The sequence below is a fragment of the Psychrobacillus sp. FSL K6-1464 genome (genome assembly GCF_038003145.1).
In the GTDB taxonomy this organism is placed as follows: Bacteria; Bacillota; Bacilli; order Bacillales_A; family Planococcaceae; genus Psychrobacillus; species Psychrobacillus psychrotolerans.
Genome location: NZ_JBBOOP010000001.1, coordinates 1106577 through 1126681 on the forward strand (window position 1 = coordinate 1106577; position 20105 = coordinate 1126681).

The window sequence follows — 20105 nt, forward strand, 5'->3', positions numbered from 1 at the left end:
TCACTACTACAAACGACAAATTAGAAACTTGAATACGATAACTAAAACGCCGGTTCTACATACGTAGGACCGGCGTTTTGTGTAAAAGTTTAAACTCGTTCATAAGGTACCGAATCTGGAATCGGAGCATATGGATTTTCTTTGTTGATGTGATCATAAAACATGATGCCATTTAAATGATCGAGTTCATGTTGGAAAGCAATAGCTGCTAATCCTTTTAAGCGTTTTTTAAATGGAGTTCCATCTGGGTAAAACCCTGTCGCGGTAATGCGTGCATATCTTGGCACATATCCTTCGATTACTTCATCTACAGATAAGCAACCTTCTCCAGCAGAAATATACGTTCTTTCTACGGAGTGACTAATTATTTTGGGGTTAACTGCTACGAAGCTTACTTCTAGATCGTTTTCATCTTCTAAGTGAAGTGCGAACATTCTTTTGTTAGCATTTACCTGTGGAGCAGCAATTCCAATTCCTGGTCGTATTTTATATTTTTCAACCATTTCATCGTCTTGGCTGTTAATAACATATTCCAGTAAATCATTGGCAAGAATTATATCTTCTTGTGATAATGGGAAGATAAGATCTTCTGTTTTTGTACGTAAAGATGGATGACCATCTCTGACAATATCATTCATTAAAATCATTTTTAATCGTCCTTTCAATGTTCATATATCTATTATAGCGAAATTTGTCTGTATACTAAACAAAAAACAGCCTATTCGTCAGTTGAATTTAATAGTTAATACAATTATAGTTGAATGGGTATAGGAGGTTACATGATGAAAATAAACAAATTTGTACTCATTTTAAGTAGTATATTACTACTTGCCGGCTGTAACTTTGGGGAGTCGACACAAGAAAAGTTATCTAACATCTTAACGGAAATTTACGATCAAGAAGCCGATTATAGAGATGTACAAAAAGAATTAGCAGAAACAGAATCCAAAGAACAGGCAAACTTTCAGAAAATGATGGAACTGACTAAAGATCAAAAGGAAGAACTTACTACAATGGTAGAAGATACGGCAACTCTATTAGAAACTAGATTAACTTTAGTAGAAAAGGAAGCTGCATCGATAAACGCTACTACTGAGGATATTAAAAAAATTAATACACTTATTTCAGAAACCAAGGAAGCTTCGGAGAAAGAAACTTTAAAAAAAATGGAGACTTCATTGGAAGAACGTATTACAGCATATGAAGAAGTAACGACTATCTATAATGAGTTAGCTGATCTGCAACAAAATTTATATAATATGTTAATAGATGAATCTGCAGATATAACTGTCATTCAAGCACAGGTTCAAGATGTAAACATGCACAATGAAGTAGTGAAAAAATCCGTTGAAAAGTTTAATGAAGCAACAGCAAGGGTAAATGAAGTGAAGGAAGAAGTCTTAACTTCGTTACAGAAAGATGGAAAATAAAAAAGCAGCTCTACGCAGAGCTGCTTTTTTATATAAATATAGCAATCTGATATAGTACAGACATAATTTAGTAGTAGTACAGTTTATATAAGTTCTAATATTCCGACAATTAAATACATGGGTTTCATATGATTGACCCTGGATTTATTCTTGAGTATACTAAAAAGGAAATGTTGTTGTACTACTATAATTAAATAATAATTTTAATACAGAAGAAAAGGAGAGATGTAATAATGGCTGCAAACAAACCAGCGCAGTTAGACCCTATGAAAACGCTTCATGAAATCGAAGAAAAGTTTGAAATGTTTCAGATTTTAAATGAAGAAGGGGAAATTGTAAACGAAAAAGCAAATCCTAACTTATCTGACGAGGAACTAGTAGAGTTGATGAGTCGTATGGTTTATACACGTATTTTAGATCAACGCTCTATCTCTTTAAATAGACAAGGACGTTTAGGCTTCTATGCTCCAACAGCGGGTCAAGAAGCTTCTCAACTAGCTTCTCAATATGCTTTAGAAAAAGATGATTTTATCTTACCTGGATATCGTGATGTACCTCAAATAGTTTGGCATGGCTTACCTTTATGGCAAGCGTTTCTATTCTCACGTGGGCATTTTATGGGGAACCAAATTCCTGAAGGTGTAAATGTTTTCCCACCACAAATAATTATTGGTGCTCAATTTATCCAAGCGGCTGGTGTTGCACTTGGTATGCAAAAACGTGGTAAAAAAGCAATCGCCATTACTTATACGGGTGACGGTGGATCATCACAAGGGGACTTCTATGAAGGTATTAACTTTGCTGGAGCATTCCGTGTTCCTGCAGTGTTTATCGTTCAGAACAACCAATTTGCGATTTCTACCCCTCGCGAACTACAAACATCTGCTAAAACAATTGCACAAAAAGGAATTGCAGCTGGTATTCCTAGTGTTCTAGTTGATGGCATGGATCCACTTGCTGTTTATGCTGCTACGAAAGATGCTAGAGAACGTGCCATTAAAGGTGACGGACCTAGTCTTATTGAAACAGTATGTTATCGTTACGGTCCTCATACGATGGCTGGCGATGATCCGACTCGTTACCGTACTTCAGAAACTGATTCTGAATGGGAAAAGAAAGATCCATTAGTTCGTTTCCGTAAATACCTGGAAACAAAAGGTATCTGGAGTGAAGAAAAAGAAGCAGAAGTAATTGAAAAAGCAAAAGAAGAAATTAAAGAAGCTGTTAAGAAAGCAGATGCAGCACCAAAACAAAAAGTAACGGACCTTATCAATATTATGTATGAAGAAAATCCATATAACTTAGATGAGCAATTAGCTTATTACACTGAGAAGGAGTCGAAGTAACCGATGGCACAAATGACGATGATTCAAGCAATTACGGATGCACTCCGTACTGAGCTTAAAAATGATGAAAACGTTCTAGTCTTCGGTGAAGACGTAGGCGTTAACGGCGGAGTTTTCCGTGCAACTGAAGGATTACAAAAAGAATTCGGAGAAGATCGTGTATTTGATACACCACTTGCTGAGTCAGGTATTGGTGGTCTTGCCGTAGGTCTTTCCCTACAAGGGTTCCGTCCTGTTCCAGAAATTCAATTCTTTGGATTTGTTTTTGAAGTAATGGATTCTATAGCTGGTCAGCTAGCTCGTATGCGTTTCCGTACAGGGGGAGCATTTAATGCACCTGTTACAATCCGTTCTCCATTCGGTGGAGGAGTTCATACACCAGAAATGCATGCTGATAGTTTAGAGCTTCTTATGACTTCAACACCAGGTGTAAAAGTGGTTATTCCTTCTACTCCATACGATGCAAAAGGACTATTAATCTCTGCAATTCGTGATAATGATCCAGTAATTTTCCTTGAGCACATGAAATTATATCGTTCATTCCGTGGAGAAGTACCGGAAGAAGAATATACAATTCCTCTTGGAAAAGCTGATGTTAAACGTGAGGGTACAGATTTAACAATTATTGCTTACGGTGCAATGGTACACGAAAGTTTGAAGGCAGCGGAAGAACTTGAAAAAGAAGGGCACTCTGTAGAAGTAATCGATTTACGTACAGTTCAACCTTTGGATATCGAAACAATTATTGCTTCTGTAGAAAAAACGAATCGTGCAATGGTTGTTCAAGAAGCACAAAAACAAGCAGGGATTGCGGCAAACATTGTAGCAGAAATTACAGAGCGTGCTATTTTAAGTTTAGAAGCTCCAGTATTACGAGTAACTGCTCCAGACACTGTTTTCCCATTCTCTCAAGCAGAAACGGTTTGGTTACCGAATGCTACGGATATAGTAAATACAGCTAAAAAAGTTTTAACATTCTAATTTAAAATCTGCTATAGAAAGGGTGAATACATTGTCATTTGAATTTCGATTACCAGATATCGGTGAGGGTATACATGAAGGTGAAATTGTTAAGTGGTTTGTAAAAGCGGGCGATGAGGTACAAGAGGACGATATTTTATGCGAAGTGCAAAATGATAAAGCGGTTGTAGAAATTCCATCTCCTGTAAAAGGGAAAGTTACAGAAGTTCTTGTAAGTGAAGGAACAGTAGCTATCGTTGGAGATGTGCTTATTAAGCTTGATGCTCCTGGTTATGAAGACCTTAAATTTAAAGGCGATCATAGTGATGAGGAAAAAGCAGAAGAAAAAACAGAAGCGCAAGTTCAAGCAACTGCTGAAGATGGCCAATCAGTAGACAAAGAAAAAGTTGAAACTCCAGCAAAAAATGTTGAAGCTTCAGCGGAGAAAGTGACGACAACACCTAAAGAACAACCAAAAGGTGATACACGCGTTATTGCTATGCCTTCAGTTCGCAAGTTTGCACGTGAAAACGATGTAAGTATTTCGGATGTAACGGGTTCAGGTAAAAATGGCCGCGTTTTAAAAGAAGACATTGAAACTTTCTTATCCGGAGATCAGCCTACTGCAGTGGAAGAAAAAGCTGAAACAACTACTAATGCAGAAGCTGAACAACCAACTAAAACTTCAGCACCAGTTACATTTGAAGGTGAATTCCCTGAAACTAGAGAAAAACTTTCACCGATGCGTAAAGCAATCGCTAAAGCAATGGTACATTCTAAACATACAGCTCCACATGTAACGTTAATGGATGAAGTAGATGTTACTGAACTTGTTGCACATCGTAAGAAATTTAAAGAAATTGCTGCTGAAAAAAATATCAAGTTAACATATTTACCTTATGTAGTTAAGGCTTTAGTAAGTACTTTAAGAGAATTCCCTGCGTTAAACACATCTTATGATGATGAAACAAACGAGGTAATCCAAAAACATTACTTCAATATAGGTATTGCAGCTGATACGGATAAAGGTCTATTAGTTCCGGTTATCAAAAATGCTGATCGTAAGTCGGTTTTTGCAATTTCAGATGAAATTAATGCACTAGCTGGAAAAGCGCGTGATGGTAAACTTGCTGCTGCCGAAATGAAAGGTGCATCTTGTTCTATTACAAATATCGGGTCCGCGGGTGGACAATGGTTCACACCAGTTATCAACCATCCAGAAGTCGCTATTTTAGGAATTGGTCGAATTTCAGAGAAACCAGTAATAAAAAATAGTGAAATTGTGGCTGCACCTGTGTTAGCATTATCATTGAGCTTTGATCACCGAATGATCGATGGTGCGACTGCTCAACATGCGTTGAATCACATGAAGCGTTTGCTTAGCAGTCCAGAATTATTATTAATGGAGGCGTAAAAAATGGTAGTAGGAGATTTCCCAATCGAAACAGATACACTTGTAATAGGTTCAGGCCCTGGTGGATATGTTGCAGCAATTCGTGCAGCGCAAACAGGACAAAAAGTCGTAGTTGTGGAAAAAGAACATATCGGAGGAGTTTGCTTAAACGTAGGATGTATTCCTTCTAAAGCATTAATCTCTGTTGGTCACCGTTTTGAACAAGCAAAACATGCTGATGATATGGGAATTACAGCTACAGATGTAAAAATCGATTTTTCTAAATCACAAGCTTTTAAAGACAGTGTAGTAAAAAAACTGACTAGCGGTGTTTCTGGATTATTAAAAGGAAACAATGTCGAAGTAGTTATGGGCGAAGCTTATTTTGTTGATGCTAATACTGTACGTGTAATGGATGAAAAATCTGCGCAAACATATACATTTAAAAATGCAATTATTGCAACAGGATCTCGTCCTGTAGAAATTCCAACTTTTAAATACTCTAAACGTGTTTTAAACTCTACTAGTGCATTAAGTTTACCTGAAATTCCAGAAAACTTAGTTGTAATTGGTGGAGGATATATCGGTACAGAACTAGGTTCAGCATTTGCTAACTTGGGTTCAAAAGTTACGATTGTTGAAGGTGGCGATGATATTCTTGCTGGCTTCGAAAAACAAATGACAACAATTGTTAAAAAAGGCTTGAAGAAAAAAGGCGTGGAAATAGCTGTTAAAGCATCTGCAAAAGGTGTGGAAGAGTCAGATACTGGCGTAGTAGTAACTTATGAAGTTGGCGGAGAAGAGAAAAAAGTTGAAGCTGATTACGTTCTAGTTACTGTAGGTCGTCGTCCAAATACGGATGAAATGGGTCTGGAGGAAATTGGCATTAAATTCGCTGAACGTGGATTATTAGAGGTTGACAAACAATGTCGTACAAGCATTTCTAATATTTACGCTATTGGTGATATTGTTGCTGGTCCTCAGCTTGCACATAAAGCATCATACGAAGGAAAAGTAGCTGCAGAAGCAATCGCTGGGCAAACATCTGTTGTAGATTACCTAGCAATTCCTGCTGTTTGCTTTACAGATCCTGAAATGGCTACAGTGGGTCTTAATGAAGCACAAGCGAAAGAGCAAGGATATGACGTTGCTGCAGGGAAATTCCCATTTGGAGCAAATGGTCGTGCACTAGCTTTAAACGCTACAGATGGTTTCGTAAAACTAGTTTCACGTAAAGAAGATGGTTTATTACTTGGAGCTCAAATCGTAGGTCAAGGTGCTTCAGATATGATTGCTGAACTTGGTTTAGCAATTGAAGCGGGAATGACTGTTGAAGATATTGCAATGACTATTCATGCTCACCCAACTTTAGGTGAAATTGCGATGGAAGCTGCAGAAGTAGTTATGGGTCATCCAATTCATATTCTATCTAAATAACTTCTAACTTAAGTTTAACAATAGACTTGTTCGCTTTTGCGGCAGGTCTATTGTTTTTATTGTGGAAAGAAATTCTTCTGTTAAAGTTAATATGACTTTCTATATTTGAATAGTAATGAAGGGAATTGGGGAAATCCGTCGAATGAATAAAAAAGGGGTGATACATATGCTTGAAAACTCAAAAGGTATTGTAAGAAGAAAAGTAATAGTAAATATGAATGAAGTGCTTGAAAATCATAGAGATGATCATCTTCATATTTTGTATAAGTACCGTGGATTCGAAAATTACACTTCACAGTTATTGAATTATATTGAAGACGGTATCGCAGCAGGTGATTACGTGGTTCTTATAGAGAACTCTCGTCTTTACCCTGTTATTCAAAAAGAATTAAACGCACGTTTAACGAAAGAACAATTAGAGTTAATTCATTATGTAAATAGTATGGATTTCTATTGGTCAAGTGGAAGTTATCATCCTCCCTCAATCGCAGAGTATTTTAGTAAAACAATACAGTCTTATGTGGAAAATAAACTTTCTTTTCGCGCATGGGCACATGTCGAGTGGGCTAGCATGGAAGAGCCGCTACATCTTATAAAAGATCTTGAGGAAATAGTAGATGAAGCGGTAAATTCACTTTCCTTTCCCTTAATCTGTGCATATGAAGGAGAGAAAATGCCAGATTTTCTCAAAAATAGTTTGATGGAAACACATCCTTATGTTCTACTGGATGACGACTTCATAATCTCGGAACAATATCAGTCTTCGAAAACACTCTAAGGAAATCCTCTTTAGTGTGTTTTCTTTTTAACTACTATCAATCTAGTTTGCCTGTTAAAATATAGAGGAAGGGACTGGGTGATCATATTGAAACATACAACTTGGATGATATCAGCAGTAATGTTACTTGGACTTTCTGCATGTAGTGACGGTGATGAAAAGCCTAAAACAGTAAAAGAAAGTAATGAGACTACTACAGTATCTCAAGAACCTGTAGTAGAAGAAGTGGAAGAGGTTGTAGAAGAAGAAGTGGTGATCCAAGAAACTGAATCACTATACGAGCTAAATGAGGCAAATTGGACATTCAAACCAATTAAAGATGCCAATCCCAAAGCAGTTTTGCTTACAATCGATGATGCTCCTGAAAAATACGCAGTAGAAATGGCAAAAACGTTGAAAGAGTTAAATGCACCGGCTATATTTTTCGTAAATGGTCATTTTCTAGACACAGATGATGAAAAGAATAACTTAAAAGCAATTTACGATATGGGATTCTCTATTGGAAATCATACGCAAACACATGTAAATTTAAAAGAGAGCTCTGAGGAGCAGCAAAAAGAAGAAATTATAAAAGTAAATGAGACAGTAGAAGCTGTAATTGGCGAAAAACCGAAGTTCTTCCGAGCGCCTTTTGGGGTTAATACAGATTTTAGTAAGAGCCTTGTTAAGCAAGAGGGTATGCTTTTAATGAACTGGACATATGGATATGATTGGGAAAAACAATATCGGGATGCTGCTAGTTTGACGGATATTATGGTGAACACTGAATATTTGACAGACGGGGCTAATTTGTTAATGCATGATCGGGAATGGACTGCACAGGCATTACGAGGTATTGTTGAGGGTCTTCGTGCAAATGGATACGATTTAATTGATCCAAAAACAATTAAAGGAATACAATAATCTAAAGACCTTTGGATAATCCAAAGGTCTTCCTTTATGAATAAGAAAGTAGCTATTCTCTATTATTCTAAAATCACTTACCTGTTCTAAGACTTCCAGGAGGGCGAAGTACAGACAAACGTCCTTTGGTTACTGGGGAAGCTTGTCCAAATCATATCGGGAACGCATTAAACAGGTTTTGTACTTAAAGGTCCTGCGTATTTTTGTCTGGTTATATTAATAGACAGTGTATCTAAATCGGCGTAGAATTATTCCCTATATATCTATCAGTTTCTTGGAGGTGGAAGCTTTAAAAGAAATTCTTTTAAAGCAAAAAAATGGTTAAAGTTATCCGAATTGTATTTCAAGTAATTATTTTATATCTTTTCTCGTTTATCGGGTCATGGATCGTTCAAAGTCTCTCTCTTCAATTTCCAGGGAGTATTGTCGGGTTGTTATTACTCTTTGTTTGCTTATATTTCAGAATAATACCGGTAGAACTTATAAAAGATGGGGCTGGATTTTTATTGGCTTTTCTAGCGTTATTTTTTATACCAGCGACTGTTGGCATAATGGATTATCCAGAACTCTTATCATGGGCTGGTTTAGGAATGGTATTAGCTATTGTACTTAGTACTGTAATTACTATTATTTTCACAGGAAGGTTCTGTCAGTACCTTGAGCGGAAGCTATTAGAAAAGGAGCTGATTGAATGATTGCATCCATGATGATAGTAGGAACTATTGTGCTTTTTTATATTATGTCTATCGTCTATAAACGATTTACATACCCGTTATTGTTACCTATTCTTTCTACAACTGTACTAATTGTTCTTATTTTAATAATTAGTAAAACACCTTATGATTCCTATATGTCTGGTGGTAAGTGGATAAATGAATTATTAGGGCCAGCTGTTGTTAGTATGGCCTATCCATTATATATTCATAAAGAGAAAATCTATAAATACAAGTTCCCGATTATCTTAAGTGTATTAAGTGCTCTTTTTTCAGGGATAATCAGTATTATGATATTATCTAAGTTATTGTCATTTGAAGAACATATTCTATTATCATTATTACCGAAATCCATCACTTCACCTGTTGCTATTCCGATAAGTGAAACAATAGGCGGTATACCAACTTTAACAGCTGTCTTCGTTATTCTTGCAGGTTTAGTGGGGGCTATTCTGGGACCCACTATTTTTAAAGTTTGTCGTATTGATAAGGCGATAAGTCGAGGGATTTCCATGGGAAGCGCTTCTCATGGTATTGGTGTTTCTAAACTAGGAGAATATGGTGAGGAAACGTTAACTATGGGCTCTGTTTCTATGACTTTGAGTGCTATATTAGGGTCTTTCATTTTCCCGTTAATTGCTCTATTAATCTAGTTCTAAATTTAAGACTTCATTACAGTATGTGCATAATATAACGTATAAAAAAAGGAACTCATCACTACGAGTTCCTTTTTTGTCAATATATAGCTTGATGTTCTTTAATGACATGAATCATTTCAAGTGTATCGTCCTCAGGACCTTGTACAGGCAATCCTGCTTCCATATTCATCGCTATATAATCGATATTACCCTGTGTAATTATTTCCCCGGGAATAAAGATCGGAATACCAGGCGGATATACCATTACAAACTCTGCAGAAATACGTCCACTTGCCTCTTTCAGAGGTACAGACTCTGTAGCCGCATAGAAAGCATCTCTTGGAGACATGGCAAGCCCAGGTATTTCAGGCAAAGTAACAAAAGGTTCTACTACCACTGCATCGGATTCATGTGCTGCAACCATTCTCGAAAGAGCATTAACGAGTAAATTAACCTCTTTCTTTGTATCTCCGAGTGTAATAAGGCATAAAATATTATACAGGTCAGAAAGTTCTACTTCTATATTTGCTTTTTCTCTCAGCCATATTTCCGCATCATAGCCTGTCATGCCTAAGTCTTTCACACTTATTAAAAGTTTAGTAGGATCAAAGTCAAATGTTGCAGACGTTTTTAAAATTTCATCTCCAACACAACGGATATGCGGAATAGCGTTAATACGTTTACGTGTATCTTTTGCAAGGCGAATGGCATCACCTATCAAGTCTTCCCCATGAATGGCTAACTGACGTCTAGCGGTGTCTAAAGATGCTAGTAATGGATAAGAAGTAGAAGTTGTCGTTAGCATAGACAAGATAGATTGCACACGCTTAGTAGAAACTAACCCTTTTCTTACATTCAATATAGAACTTTGCGTCATGGAGCCGCCTAATTTATGCACAGAGGTTGCAGCCATGTCCGCACCAGCTTGCATTGCAGAAATAGGAAGAGAATCGTGAAAATGTATATGAACTCCGTGTGCTTCGTCTACCACAACTGGAATTCCCTTTTCGTGAGATAGCTCTACAATTCTTTTAAGATCTGCTGCCAATCCAAAATAGGTAGGATTAATAACTAGTAGTCCTTTTGCATCTGGATGTGCCTCTAATGCTTTTTCCACTGACTCTACGGAAATACCATGAGAGATACCTAATTCTTTATCTACTTCAGGATGGATAAAAACAGGGATCGCACCTGCAAAAACAATAGCGGACATAATCGATTTATGTACATTTCGCGGAATAAGGATTTTATCTCCAGGTCCACAAATAGTAAGTATCATGGTCATAATAGCACCACTTGTCCCTTGAACGGAGAAAAAAGTTTCATCCGCACCAAATGCTTCTGCCGCTAAATGTTGTGCTTGTTTAATGACACCTTTAGGAGAATGTAAATCATCTAATGGTGCAATATTGATCAAATCTATTGAAAGTACATTATCTCCAACGAACTCTCGAAATGCAGGGTCCATCCCTTTTCCTTTTTTATGCCCAGGAATATGAAACTGGATTGGATGACGATTACGATGCTTAAGTAATGCATCGAATAATGGAGTTTCTAATTGTGACAACGCGCCAACCACCTTAAGATAAATTTTTTTAAAACAAAAGAAATTATAGCATCTCATGTTCATTAATACTATTAAAATAATTGTCATTTGTATCATCAGAACAATTTTATTACACTATTCATATAAGGGGGGATTAGGAATGACTTTTCAAACAAAGGTTACTGATTTATTAGGTACTAACTTTCCGATTATTCAAGGGGGACTGGCATATTTAGCATACTCGGAGTTATGTGCGGCTGTATCAAATGCGGGAGGCTTAGGACAGGTAACTGCTATGAGTTTGAAGACGCCAGATGAGCTACGTAAAGAAATACATAAAGTAAGAATGTTAACGGAGAAACCTTTTGGTGTGAATTTCGCAATTGGACAGACTGGGAGACCTTATGAACATATGCTCCAAGTTGCTATTGATGAAGAAGTTCCAGTGATATCAATGACTGGTGGAAATCCAGCTCCTATTTTAGAAAAACTAGCAAATACATCTATTAAAAAATTAGTGTTAGTTGCAGCTAAGCGACAGGCTCAAAAGGCAGAACAACTTGGGGCGGACGCAGTAATGGTTGTTGGACAGGAGGGCGGGGGGCATTTAGGTAGAGATGATGTCGGATCTATCGTGCTAATTCCTCAAGTGGTTGACGCTGTATCCATTCCAGTAATCGCTTCTGGTGGTATTGCAGATGGTCGAGGATGGATGGCTGCTCACGCACTTGGAGCAGAAGGGATTGAAATGGGGACAAGGTTCATCGCCACAAAAGAATGTATACATGCCTCTATGGCTTATCAAAATACATTAATAAAGAGCGGAGAAATGGATACAGTAGTTATCAAAAGATCCATTGGTGCTCCGGCAAGAGCTTTAAAAAATAGTTGGACTGATGAAATTTTAAGTATTGAAAAAGAGAATCCAACATATGATGCTCTTAAGGACTACATTAGCGGTAAGGCTAATAAGCAATTTATATATGAAGGCGATGAACGAAATGGATTTGGATGGGCTGGACAGTCAGTCGGGTTAATCGAAGATATACCTTCCGTACAGGAGCTATTCAATCGAATGGAAATGCAAGCAATGAACATACGAAATAAATGGAAATAACAGGAGGCAATATTATATGGAATACACATATCCTTTCTCTTTGGATTGGTCCACAGAAGAAATAGTAGATGTAGTGCAATTTTTTGAAGCGATAGAAAAAGCATATGAAAATGGGATCAAACGAGAGGAACTATTAAAGAGATATCGTAGGTTTAAAGAAATAGTACCTTCTATTGCAGAAGAGAAAACATATTTTCGTGAATTTGAAAAAGAAAGTGGATATATAAGTTTTCCTATTATTAAAAAGATGAAAGAACAATCGGAGAATATTATCATTAAAGGATAAAAATACCTCCTATACTCAAATAGTATAGGAGGAAAGTTTTTTACTTCATTTGGACCATCGTTTTATAAATTGGTATTAAATGATCAAAAGTTTCTTCTGCAAATTTCAAAAATTCTTCCTCTGTAAATTGAACTGCTTCGTCTTTACTAATATGGCGGCCTACTAAAAATTCTGCTTTTTTTACATCTTTTAACCGTACCAGCAGTTGTTCAAGACCTTCTTTCTTTTCTTCTTTTAACAAGGAGGCATCTGGCTTCATATGATCACCAGAAATGATAAAGTCCGAAGGCAAGTTGTTAAACAAATTTTTTTTCTTTAATAATCGGTCAGCAATGTTCACTTTATCGGGTGCTTCATAAATAACCGCCAAGATAATAAAAGCATGACTTCCCCATAATCCTATTTGGAAGTGAGGGAGTGCCTTGTAGCCTCTTTTATAAGGTGCAAATGCTACCCAACTATCTTTTGGAGGATTCACTGACCGTCTAGCATGCTTTGCTACATGAGCGTAATACTCTTGTCCGAGTAATGTAGAAAAATAATGACTATAATGATTTCCTAACTCTTCGAACTTAGGTCTAACTTTTTCGATCAATCCAGCCATTCTGTTTTCAAGTCCATCTATTTGAAAGACATCAAAATCTTCCTTTGTCCAAAATGTTTTGCTCATATGTAAACTCCTTTCAACTTCTATGTTTATTTTATAGGAAAATTGGGTAAAAATCTTGTAAGTAGTATTTTTCAGTAGACATTATTTATATAACCGCATACTTTATTATAAAGAATCTTCTGAATATTACGATACAAAAAAAGAAGGGGTGGTAGTGATGAGACAGGTAGTGCATATTATTCGTAAAGAAGACTTGGAAAAAGAAAAAATACAAACATTAAAAATGGAGTTAGACTATGAACTTGCAACGTTATTTGATGCAATGACGACTAACAATGAAAAAGAGATAAATGGATCTAAAACCCGCCTAGCTGAGATTCACCAGCTTTTGGAGGAACTCAATGCTCTCGATTAATGTTCCAATTATAGGAGTACCTTAAAAAAACACCTGCTAATGATAAGACAGCCGGTGTTTTTTTCTTTATACTAATAACATAAGCGTTAAAAAGGGGTGGGACAATTGGATTTACACAAGCTAGATACATACGCAAAGTCGTTAATAAAGGAAGCGGCATATAACATTAAAACTTCCTTATCTTCTGAACTCATTATTGAATCGAAATCCGAAGCCAATGACTTGGTTACTAATATCGATAAAGAAACAGAGCAATTTTTTATTAGGCATATAAAAGCAGATTTTGCTGAACATCGAATATTTGGTGAAGAAGGATTCGGTGATGACATAAAAGATTTAAACGGCTATGTATGGTTACTTGATCCGATAGACGGTACAACAAACTTCATACACCAAAAACAAAATTTTGCTATCTCATTAGGAATATTTAAAGATGGAGTAGGAATTCTTGGGTATATATATAATGTGATGGAGGATTCATTACTTAGTGGGTCTTTAAATGGTGGTGCCTATCTGGATGATTTGCGGTTGCCGAAGTTAAGTTCTGCTTCAGTGGAGGAGGCAGTCGTGGGAGTAAATGCAAGATGGGTAGTGCCAAATAGATATGTACATTATGAAGGGATGGTGAAATTACTTCAAACTGTTAGAGGTACTCGGTCACTTGGTTCCGCAGCAATCGAAATATCATATGTAGTAACAGGAAGGCTAGATGCCTATATGTCCATGCGATTATCGCCTTGGGATATAGCCGGTGGATTGGTTATTGCAAAAGAGGTCGGAGCAATTGCTACGAATTTAGCATTTGAACATCTAGATTTACTAGATGCTGATAGCTTTATCGTTTCTAAACCAGGATTACATGAAGAATTATTAAAGGATTATATTCAACTAAAATAAAATCCAGCAGTATGAATCCTGCTGGATGGTATCTCGTATTTAAAGTAAACCTTCATCACGCATTTTTTTCTTTGTTTTGAAACCAAATCCCATAATAACAAATAATAAGATAAGAAATATAAAAACAAGTGGAATATTTCGCAATGCAATAGCGATTCCTATAAGTGCCATTGATAAAATTGCACCTAGAGAATATAGAACAAAAATCCATTTAATACTACCCAAATTGATTACCTCCAAAATAAATGATAAAAAATAATGTTACTTTAGTTTCACTTGTGATATAATAACACAGTTATGGACTCGAAAAAAGAATATGGAGTGGAAATATGACAAATATACGTCAAGATTTAAGAAACATTGCAATTATAGCACACGTTGACCATGGAAAAACGACATTAGTCGACCAATTATTGAAACAATCAGGAACTTTTCGTTCAAATGAACATGTTGATGAAAGAGCCATGGACTCGAATGATATAGAACGTGAACGCGGAATTACCATTTTAGCAAAAAATACAGCAGTCGATTACAACGGCACACGTATTAATATTCTTGATACGCCTGGACATGCTGACTTCGGTGGCGAAGTAGAACGTATTTTGAAAATGGTAGATGGTGTTTTACTAGTAGTAGATGCATATGAAGGTTGTATGCCTCAAACCCGTTTCGTATTGAAAAAAGCATTAGAACAAAAATTAACGCCAATCGTAGTAGTAAACAAAGTAGATAAAGATTCAGCTCGTCCACTAGAAGTAGTAGATGAAGTTCTAGAATTGTTTATTGAATTAGGTGCGGATGAAGATCAATTAGAATTCCCAGTTATTTACGCTTCAGGTGTAAACGGAACTTCTTCTTTAGATGAAGATCCTGCTAAACAAGAAGAAAACATGAAATCACTTTTCGAAATGATTATCTCTGCTATTCCAGCACCAATTGACAACTCCGATGAGCCATTACAATTCCAAGTAGCTTTACTTGATTATAATGACTATGTTGGCCGTATTGGTATTGGTCGTGTATTCCGCGGAACAATTGAAGTAGGTCAACAAATTTCATTGATGAAACTTGATGGTACTGTTAAAAATTACCGTGTAACTAAATTATTTGGTTTCTTCGGTTTAAAACGCGATGAAATCCAATCAGCTAAAGCTGGGGATCTAATTGCTGTTTCTGGTATGGAAGACATCAACGTAGGGGAAACAGTTTGTCCTACAACTCATCAAGAAGCATTAGTTCCATTACGTATTGATGAGCCTACATTACAAATGACTTTCTTAACAAACAACTCACCTTTCGTAGGTCGTGAAGGTAAATGGATTACTTCAAGTAAAATTGAAGAGCGTCTTCGTTCTCAATTAGAAACTGATGTATCTTTACGTGTTGAAGATACTGATTCTCCAGATGCTTGGACTGTTTCAGGTCGCGGAGAGCTTCATTTGTCGATCTTAATCGAAAATATGCGTCGTGAAGGCTTTGAATTACAAGTTTCAAAACCACAAGTAATCATCCGTGAAATTGACGGGAAAAAATGTGAACCAATCGAACGCGTTCAAATTGATGTACCAGAAGATAGTGTAGGTTCAATTATTGAATCTATGGGTACTCGTAAAGGCGAAATGATTGATATGGTCAACAATGGTAGTGGACAAGTTCGTTTAATCTTTATGGTTCCTGCTCGTGGGTTAATTGGTTATTCAACTGAATTCATGTCAATTACTAAAGGTTACGGTATTATCAATCATACATTCGATAGCTACCAACCAGTAGTTTCTGGTCGTGTTGGCGGACGTCATCAAGGTGTACTTGTTTCTATGGAAACTGGTAAATCAACAACTTACGGTATGATGGGTATTGAAGACCGTGGTACTTTATTCGTTGAACCAGGTACTGATATATATGAAGGTATGATCGTAGGAGAAAATACTCGTGATGCTGATATCACTGTAAATATTACAAAAGCAAAACAAAAAACTAATATTCGTTCAGCAAACAAAGACCAAACGAACGTAATTAAAAGACCTCGTATTTTAACGCTTGAAGAAGCAATTGAGTTCTTAGGGGACGATGAGTATTTAGAAATAACTCCTCAGTCAATCCGTTTACGTAAAAAAGTTCTTGAGAAGAGCGAGCGCGAACGTGTAACGAAAAAAATGAAAAATGCAGAACTTTAATAGCAACTGAAAGGGTGAATAACCTTGGAGGAAAAGCAATTCGTATTTGGTAGAATGTCTAGTATATCAAGATATATTTATGAGGTTATGCCAACTTACGATATAGCTGGTTATGTACTATTTCTTTTAATCTTCTTTCTGTCTGTGCTTGTGTACAAGCTTGGATTTGCAAAGAAATTGCGTTTTAGCCAAAATATCGTCATTTATGCATTTTTGTTATTAGGTTGTCTAATGTTGACATTCCTTGCGTTTTTCCTTCCCGTAGTGGAGGGATTAATCGTGGCGGCATTAATCCTAATAATTTATAAAATACGTTTACGACTTGAAAAAAGACAAAGCCCGACTACTTAAATGTAGTCGAGCTTTTTCTTTTGAAGATAAACATTGATAAAGGAAATTCACTGTGAATACAGGTTTTCTGATGCATGTAAGAATGAAAATACTGCTGATTTCCGTTTCAGGTGGACGCTTTCCGCGTGCGTTGCCTAAGCCTCCTCGCTTCGCTGCGGGGTCTTCGCCTATCACTTTTCCCGCTGGAGACGCTACCTAGCACTCCAATCAATATAATGAGTAGTACTCAACTATAAGATTAAGCATAGCTTATCGCTAAGATGATAATAGTAGTCAAAGTTAATATAGTGATATTACCTAAAAGTTAGGGATACTATTCTGTAATGAAGGATAAAGAAGGAAGATTTCCTTTCTCACTAGTGAAAATGCAGTGAAATAGTAGATGTTTACTAATTAAAGAAGCGGAGCCTGCGAACGAAATTACATCTTCGTGAGCTTGCTCTATCAATTGGAAAGTAACTTATCTCTAGTTATCCAAAAACGTACTTAACTGTTTCTAAGAGTTGTAGGAGGGGGACGGATAGATAAACGCCATAAGATTACCGAAAAAAGGGATGCTGGTTGGTTGTGACGAACAGTCACAACCAACCAGCATCCCTAAAAAATTCTCTCGGTAATCATATAGAAAACGTATATCCAAAGCCCTTCGAAAACGATAGAAACTGGTATTGACCTAAAGCTAATTTACGATGTTTAATGTTTAAAATTCATTTTCAATCAGTCGTGAACTCTTATAAAAAATGAACTTTCCGCTTGCTAGACGGCGGTTTGTTCTTTCTTCAATGCGATCATGGCACTCAGGGCACATGTACGTGTGAATTGGGCGGTTTCTGAGTTTTTTCGCAAGTGGTAAATCATCTGGAAGCTCATCTATTCGATCGCAAATCGCGCATTGTACTTTCATCTAAACATCTCCTATTCTACACGGAATGCTGTGACAAATTTGATTGGAGCATTAATATTTGTTCCATCTTTTTTCAATATATGAACAGGACCATCCTCACGTAGTGGTTTACCTTTATGACTAAATTTCAATAATAGCTTATCTAAGTCTTCTAAAGAGAATATATATTCTTCCTCAGTAGTTTCAATCACAACTTTTGTGGCATTTGGCAAAGGTTCAGAATTTAGGATAAATGGCTTCATATCAATTCCGAAAGTACTTGTCAGTGCTTTTGTCCGTTCATATTTTTTCTCTGTTTGAAGAGTTGGTGGATTTGTAGAGCCCTCGATAATCTCTCGTGACCAATGAGCAGATGTAACTTTTGTATACTCTTCTAGTTCATCTTTATATTCATACTTCCCAGAAAAAAACTCATCCAGATCGATTTTACGATCATCAAAAATCCAAACAGTAGGGTCTAATGTAATATTAAATTTAACTGCACCTTTAACTGGTATAATAAGTTCCAACAGAATTGCCTCCTCTAAACTATCTAATCTTCATAAGTATACCTTTAAATTAAAAAGTTCTAAAGAATATTTAACTATTTAGCTAACTTCAATAAGAGAATGCTTGCAATTTCCCTCTTCAAAAGATACACTTTAGGGAGCTAAATAATTAGAAATAATAAAAATGGGGGCGTCCTCATGGATACTAATATACAAATTTCGTATCAAGAAAAAGCTTTAGAGCTTTTGAAAAAAGATGCAGAAAAAATCGCGCAGCTTATAAAAGTGCAGATGGATAATTTAATGATGCCTCAATGCCCTCTATATGAAGAGGTTTTAGACACGCAAATGTTTGGATTATCTCGTGAAATAGATTTTGCGGTAAAACTTGGACTTTTAGAAAAGAGTGAAGGAAAAGAGATTGTTGCCTCACTTGAAAAAGAAATGTCTGTTTTACATGAGATCCATACAGAAAAATAATAAAACTCAAACAAACTATCTGTTTGAGTTTTTTTTCTATCCAAAGAAATAGAGGTATGATTATATGACTACATATTTAAAACGTTACGCTAAAAACTTTGACTACCCATTATTTTTTGTATACTTAGCTTTGTGCCTTTTCGGTTTGGTAATGATTTATAGCGCCAGTATGGGGTGGGCCGTACTCAATTATGGGTGGGAGCCAGATTACTTCTTTAATAAGCAAAAAACTAACTTATTACTTTGTATTCCGGTTTTATTTATAACGGCTTTTTTTCCATATAAACATTATAAAAACAAAACAGTAATGAAACTCATGCTTCTTGTGATGTTTACACTTTTATTTTCCGTCCACTTTATCGGTGTGGGTGGAGAGAGTGGTTCGCAAAGTTGGATAGATATAGGTTTTAATGTACAACCATCCGAAATTGCTAAACTAGTAATAATTTTATATTTCGCAGGTATATTTGCAAAAAAATCAGAAAATGGTACATTAAATAAATTAAACGAATCTGTTGGACCACCATTAATCGTGTTATTTTTTGTTTTCGTTTCAATCATGATGGAGACGGATGTTGGAAATACAATGATTATTAGTTTCGTTGCTATTTCAGTAATTGCAGCAAGTGGAATTAAATTTAAATCATTTTCCAAAATAATCGGATTAATTGGTATAGTTATAGTAGCAGGATTGTTTGCCATCTATATGCTAAAAGATGCGTTGTTGACAGAACGTCGTAGAGGGAGGTTAGAAGCGTTTTTCAATCCTTTTGATTACGAGCAAGGATTTGGATATCAAATTGTAAATGGTTATATTGCTATTGGATCAGGTGGTTTAACTGGTTTAGGCTTAGGGAATTCCAATCAGAAATATGGATATTTACCAGAACCACATACTGATTTTATCATGGCTATCATAGCAGAAGAACTTGGACTAATCGGAGTATTAATTGTTTTATGTGGATTGTTTTTTATTGTTTTTAAAGCTATTAGTATTGCTTTATCTACAAAAGATCCACAAGCTCGCATGATCGCTGCGGGTATTGGTAGTATTATAGGGTTTCAAACCTTTATAAATTTAGGTGGAATGCTTGGAATTATTCCGCTAACTGGGGTACCACTTCCGTTTATAAGTTACGGGGGTACTTCCGTAATTATTTTATCGGCAGCACTTGGGATATTGATGAACGTATCTATGTTCGTGAAGCATGAAAAAAATAGACAATAAGGGGCGAATTG

The 20105-nt window shown here is 36.2% G+C and carries 23 protein-coding genes; 17 read left to right on the forward strand and 6 right to left on the reverse strand.

The window, feature by feature from the left end; genetic code table 11:
* Positions 1–89: 89 nt before the first annotated feature.
* Positions 90–647 carry a peptide deformylase gene (gene def / locus MKX39_RS05240; RefSeq protein ID WP_093535436.1) on the reverse strand — a complete coding sequence of 186 codons (558 nt, stop codon included), beginning with the start codon at positions 645–647 and terminating at the stop codon, positions 90–92.
* Positions 648–779: 132 nt separating this feature from the next.
* On the opposite strand from def, the gene MKX39_RS05245 reads away from it, so the two are divergent.
* The 9 genes from MKX39_RS05245 (at position 780) to MKX39_RS05285 (ending at position 9613) form a co-directional block, all read left to right on the forward strand.
* A complete protein-coding gene (locus MKX39_RS05245; RefSeq protein WP_340768658.1) occupies positions 780–1430 on the forward strand; it encodes a YkyA family protein in 651 nt (216 codons plus the stop codon).
* 233 nt (positions 1431–1663) lie between these two features.
* On the forward strand, positions 1664–2776 hold the full coding sequence (gene pdhA, locus MKX39_RS05250) for a pyruvate dehydrogenase (acetyl-transferring) E1 component subunit alpha (RefSeq protein WP_340761834.1): 1113 nt from the start codon (positions 1664–1666) through the stop codon (positions 2774–2776).
* Between the two features lie 3 nt (positions 2777–2779).
* Positions 2780–3757: an alpha-ketoacid dehydrogenase subunit beta gene (locus MKX39_RS05255; RefSeq protein ID WP_093535430.1), complete on the forward strand. Its 978-nt coding sequence runs from the start codon at positions 2780–2782 to the stop codon at positions 3755–3757.
* Between the two features lie 31 nt (positions 3758–3788).
* Positions 3789–5150: a dihydrolipoamide acetyltransferase family protein gene (locus MKX39_RS05260; protein ID WP_340761835.1), complete on the forward strand. Its 1362-nt coding sequence runs from the start codon at positions 3789–3791 to the stop codon at positions 5148–5150.
* 3 nt (positions 5151–5153) lie between these two features.
* Positions 5154–6566, forward strand: a complete 1413-nt coding sequence (gene lpdA / locus MKX39_RS05265) for a dihydrolipoyl dehydrogenase (protein WP_093535426.1) — start codon at positions 5154–5156, stop codon at positions 6564–6566.
* 142 nt (positions 6567–6708) lie between these two features.
* Positions 6709–7344 (forward strand): MEDS domain-containing protein, encoded by a 636-nt coding sequence (locus MKX39_RS05270; protein WP_340768659.1) that lies wholly within the window; start codon positions 6709–6711, stop codon positions 7342–7344.
* Between the two features lie 87 nt (positions 7345–7431).
* Positions 7432–8247 carry a polysaccharide deacetylase family protein gene (locus tag MKX39_RS05275; protein ID WP_340771344.1) on the forward strand — a complete coding sequence of 272 codons (816 nt, stop codon included), beginning with the start codon at positions 7432–7434 and terminating at the stop codon, positions 8245–8247.
* A 317-nt stretch (positions 8248–8564) separates the two neighbouring features.
* Complete coding sequence (locus MKX39_RS05280) at positions 8565–8942, forward strand: CidA/LrgA family protein (RefSeq protein WP_093535422.1); 378 nt, start codon at positions 8565–8567, stop codon at positions 8940–8942.
* Positions 8939–9613 (forward strand): LrgB family protein, encoded by a 675-nt coding sequence (locus tag MKX39_RS05285; protein WP_340768662.1) that lies wholly within the window; start codon positions 8939–8941, stop codon positions 9611–9613. Before MKX39_RS05280 ends, MKX39_RS05285 begins: the two co-directional genes overlap by 4 nt.
* Before the next feature lie 82 nt (positions 9614–9695).
* On the opposite strand, the gene MKX39_RS05290 is transcribed toward MKX39_RS05285, so the two are convergent.
* Positions 9696–11165, reverse strand: a complete 1470-nt coding sequence (locus tag MKX39_RS05290; protein ID WP_340768664.1) for an aminotransferase class I/II-fold pyridoxal phosphate-dependent enzyme — start codon at positions 11163–11165, stop codon at positions 9696–9698.
* A 139-nt stretch (positions 11166–11304) separates the two neighbouring features.
* Between MKX39_RS05290 and MKX39_RS05295 the strand changes: the two genes are divergently transcribed.
* Complete coding sequence (locus tag MKX39_RS05295) at positions 11305–12261, forward strand: NAD(P)H-dependent flavin oxidoreductase (RefSeq protein ID WP_340768665.1); 957 nt, start codon at positions 11305–11307, stop codon at positions 12259–12261.
* A 16-nt stretch (positions 12262–12277) separates the two neighbouring features.
* Positions 12278–12547: a UPF0223 family protein gene (locus tag MKX39_RS05300; RefSeq protein ID WP_093535414.1), complete on the forward strand. Its 270-nt coding sequence runs from the start codon at positions 12278–12280 to the stop codon at positions 12545–12547.
* 40 nt (positions 12548–12587) lie between these two features.
* Here the strand turns inward: MKX39_RS05300 and MKX39_RS05305 are convergent, their stop codons facing one another.
* The gene (locus MKX39_RS05305) at positions 12588–13217 is read right to left on the reverse strand and encodes a YktB family protein (RefSeq protein WP_340768666.1); all 630 of its coding nucleotides are present in this window, start codon (positions 13215–13217) and stop codon (positions 12588–12590) included.
* A 157-nt stretch (positions 13218–13374) separates the two neighbouring features.
* Between MKX39_RS05305 and MKX39_RS05310 the strand changes: the two genes are divergently transcribed.
* Positions 13375–13572: a hypothetical protein gene (locus tag MKX39_RS05310; protein ID WP_093535410.1), complete on the forward strand. Its 198-nt coding sequence runs from the start codon at positions 13375–13377 to the stop codon at positions 13570–13572.
* A 105-nt stretch (positions 13573–13677) separates the two neighbouring features.
* The gene (locus MKX39_RS05315; protein WP_093535408.1) at positions 13678–14469 is read left to right on the forward strand and encodes an inositol monophosphatase family protein; all 792 of its coding nucleotides are present in this window, start codon (positions 13678–13680) and stop codon (positions 14467–14469) included.
* Between the two features lie 39 nt (positions 14470–14508).
* Here MKX39_RS05315 and MKX39_RS05320 read toward each other — a convergent pair whose 3' ends face one another.
* Positions 14509–14694 (reverse strand): YlaF family protein, encoded by a 186-nt coding sequence (locus MKX39_RS05320; protein ID WP_093535406.1) that lies wholly within the window; start codon positions 14692–14694, stop codon positions 14509–14511.
* Positions 14695–14798: 104 nt separating this feature from the next.
* On the opposite strand from MKX39_RS05320, the gene typA reads away from it, so the two are divergent.
* Positions 14799–16643, forward strand: coding sequence for a translational GTPase TypA (gene typA / locus MKX39_RS05325; RefSeq protein WP_093535404.1), 1845 nt, complete (start codon positions 14799–14801; stop codon positions 16641–16643).
* Positions 16644–16667: 24 nt separating this feature from the next.
* The gene (locus tag MKX39_RS05330) at positions 16668–16994 is read left to right on the forward strand and encodes a YlaH-like family protein (RefSeq protein ID WP_245762629.1); all 327 of its coding nucleotides are present in this window, start codon (positions 16668–16670) and stop codon (positions 16992–16994) included.
* A gap of 700 nt (positions 16995–17694) precedes the next feature.
* Here the strand turns inward: MKX39_RS05330 and MKX39_RS05335 are convergent.
* Together MKX39_RS05335 and MKX39_RS05340 are read right to left on the reverse strand one after the other, a co-directional pair.
* Positions 17695–17898, reverse strand: a complete 204-nt coding sequence (locus MKX39_RS05335) for a YlaI family protein (protein ID WP_093535402.1) — start codon at positions 17896–17898, stop codon at positions 17695–17697.
* Between the two features lie 11 nt (positions 17899–17909).
* On the reverse strand, positions 17910–18407 hold the full coding sequence (locus MKX39_RS05340) for a peptidyl-prolyl cis-trans isomerase (protein WP_340761842.1): 498 nt from the start codon (positions 18405–18407) through the stop codon (positions 17910–17912).
* A 177-nt stretch (positions 18408–18584) separates the two neighbouring features.
* On the opposite strand from MKX39_RS05340, the gene MKX39_RS05345 reads away from it, so the two are divergent.
* Together MKX39_RS05345 and MKX39_RS05350 are read left to right on the forward strand one after the other, a co-directional pair.
* Complete coding sequence (locus tag MKX39_RS05345) at positions 18585–18866, forward strand: YlaN family protein (RefSeq protein WP_093535398.1); 282 nt, start codon at positions 18585–18587, stop codon at positions 18864–18866.
* A 64-nt stretch (positions 18867–18930) separates the two neighbouring features.
* Positions 18931–20094 (forward strand): FtsW/RodA/SpoVE family cell cycle protein, encoded by a 1164-nt coding sequence (locus tag MKX39_RS05350; protein ID WP_340761843.1) that lies wholly within the window; start codon positions 18931–18933, stop codon positions 20092–20094.
* The last annotated feature ends 11 nt before the right edge of the window (positions 20095–20105 follow it).

Excerpts from the sequence above, each read along its gene's own strand:
- def (WP_093535436.1), bottom strand. The coding sequence starts at position 647 with ATGATTTTAATGAATGATATTGTCAGAGATGGTCATCCATCTTTACGT.
- MKX39_RS05245 (WP_340768658.1), top strand. The coding sequence starts at position 780 with ATGATGAAAATAAACAAATTTGTACTCATTTTAAGTAGTATATTACTA.
- pdhA (WP_340761834.1), top strand. The coding sequence starts at position 1,664 with ATGGCTGCAAACAAACCAGCGCAGTTAGACCCTATGAAAACGCTTCAT.
- MKX39_RS05255 (WP_093535430.1), top strand. The coding sequence starts at position 2,780 with ATGGCACAAATGACGATGATTCAAGCAATTACGGATGCACTCCGTACT.
- lpdA (WP_093535426.1), top strand. The coding sequence starts at position 5,154 with ATGGTAGTAGGAGATTTCCCAATCGAAACAGATACACTTGTAATAGGT.
- MKX39_RS05270 (WP_340768659.1), top strand. The coding sequence starts at position 6,709 with ATGAATAAAAAAGGGGTGATACATATGCTTGAAAACTCAAAAGGTATT.
- MKX39_RS05280 (WP_093535422.1), top strand. The coding sequence starts at position 8,565 with ATGGTTAAAGTTATCCGAATTGTATTTCAAGTAATTATTTTATATCTT.
- MKX39_RS05285 (WP_340768662.1), top strand. The coding sequence starts at position 8,939 with ATGATTGCATCCATGATGATAGTAGGAACTATTGTGCTTTTTTATATT.
- MKX39_RS05295 (WP_340768665.1), top strand. The coding sequence starts at position 11,305 with ATGACTTTTCAAACAAAGGTTACTGATTTATTAGGTACTAACTTTCCG.
- MKX39_RS05300 (WP_093535414.1), top strand. The coding sequence starts at position 12,278 with ATGGAATACACATATCCTTTCTCTTTGGATTGGTCCACAGAAGAAATA.
- MKX39_RS05305 (WP_340768666.1), bottom strand. The coding sequence starts at position 13,217 with ATGAGCAAAACATTTTGGACAAAGGAAGATTTTGATGTCTTTCAAATA.
- MKX39_RS05310 (WP_093535410.1), top strand. The coding sequence starts at position 13,375 with ATGAGACAGGTAGTGCATATTATTCGTAAAGAAGACTTGGAAAAAGAA.
- typA (WP_093535404.1), top strand. The coding sequence starts at position 14,799 with ATGACAAATATACGTCAAGATTTAAGAAACATTGCAATTATAGCACAC.
- MKX39_RS05335 (WP_093535402.1), bottom strand. The coding sequence starts at position 17,898 with ATGAAAGTACAATGCGCGATTTGCGATCGAATAGATGAGCTTCCAGAT.
- MKX39_RS05345 (WP_093535398.1), top strand. The coding sequence starts at position 18,585 with ATGGATACTAATATACAAATTTCGTATCAAGAAAAAGCTTTAGAGCTT.
- MKX39_RS05350 (WP_340761843.1), top strand. The coding sequence starts at position 18,931 with ATGACTACATATTTAAAACGTTACGCTAAAAACTTTGACTACCCATTA.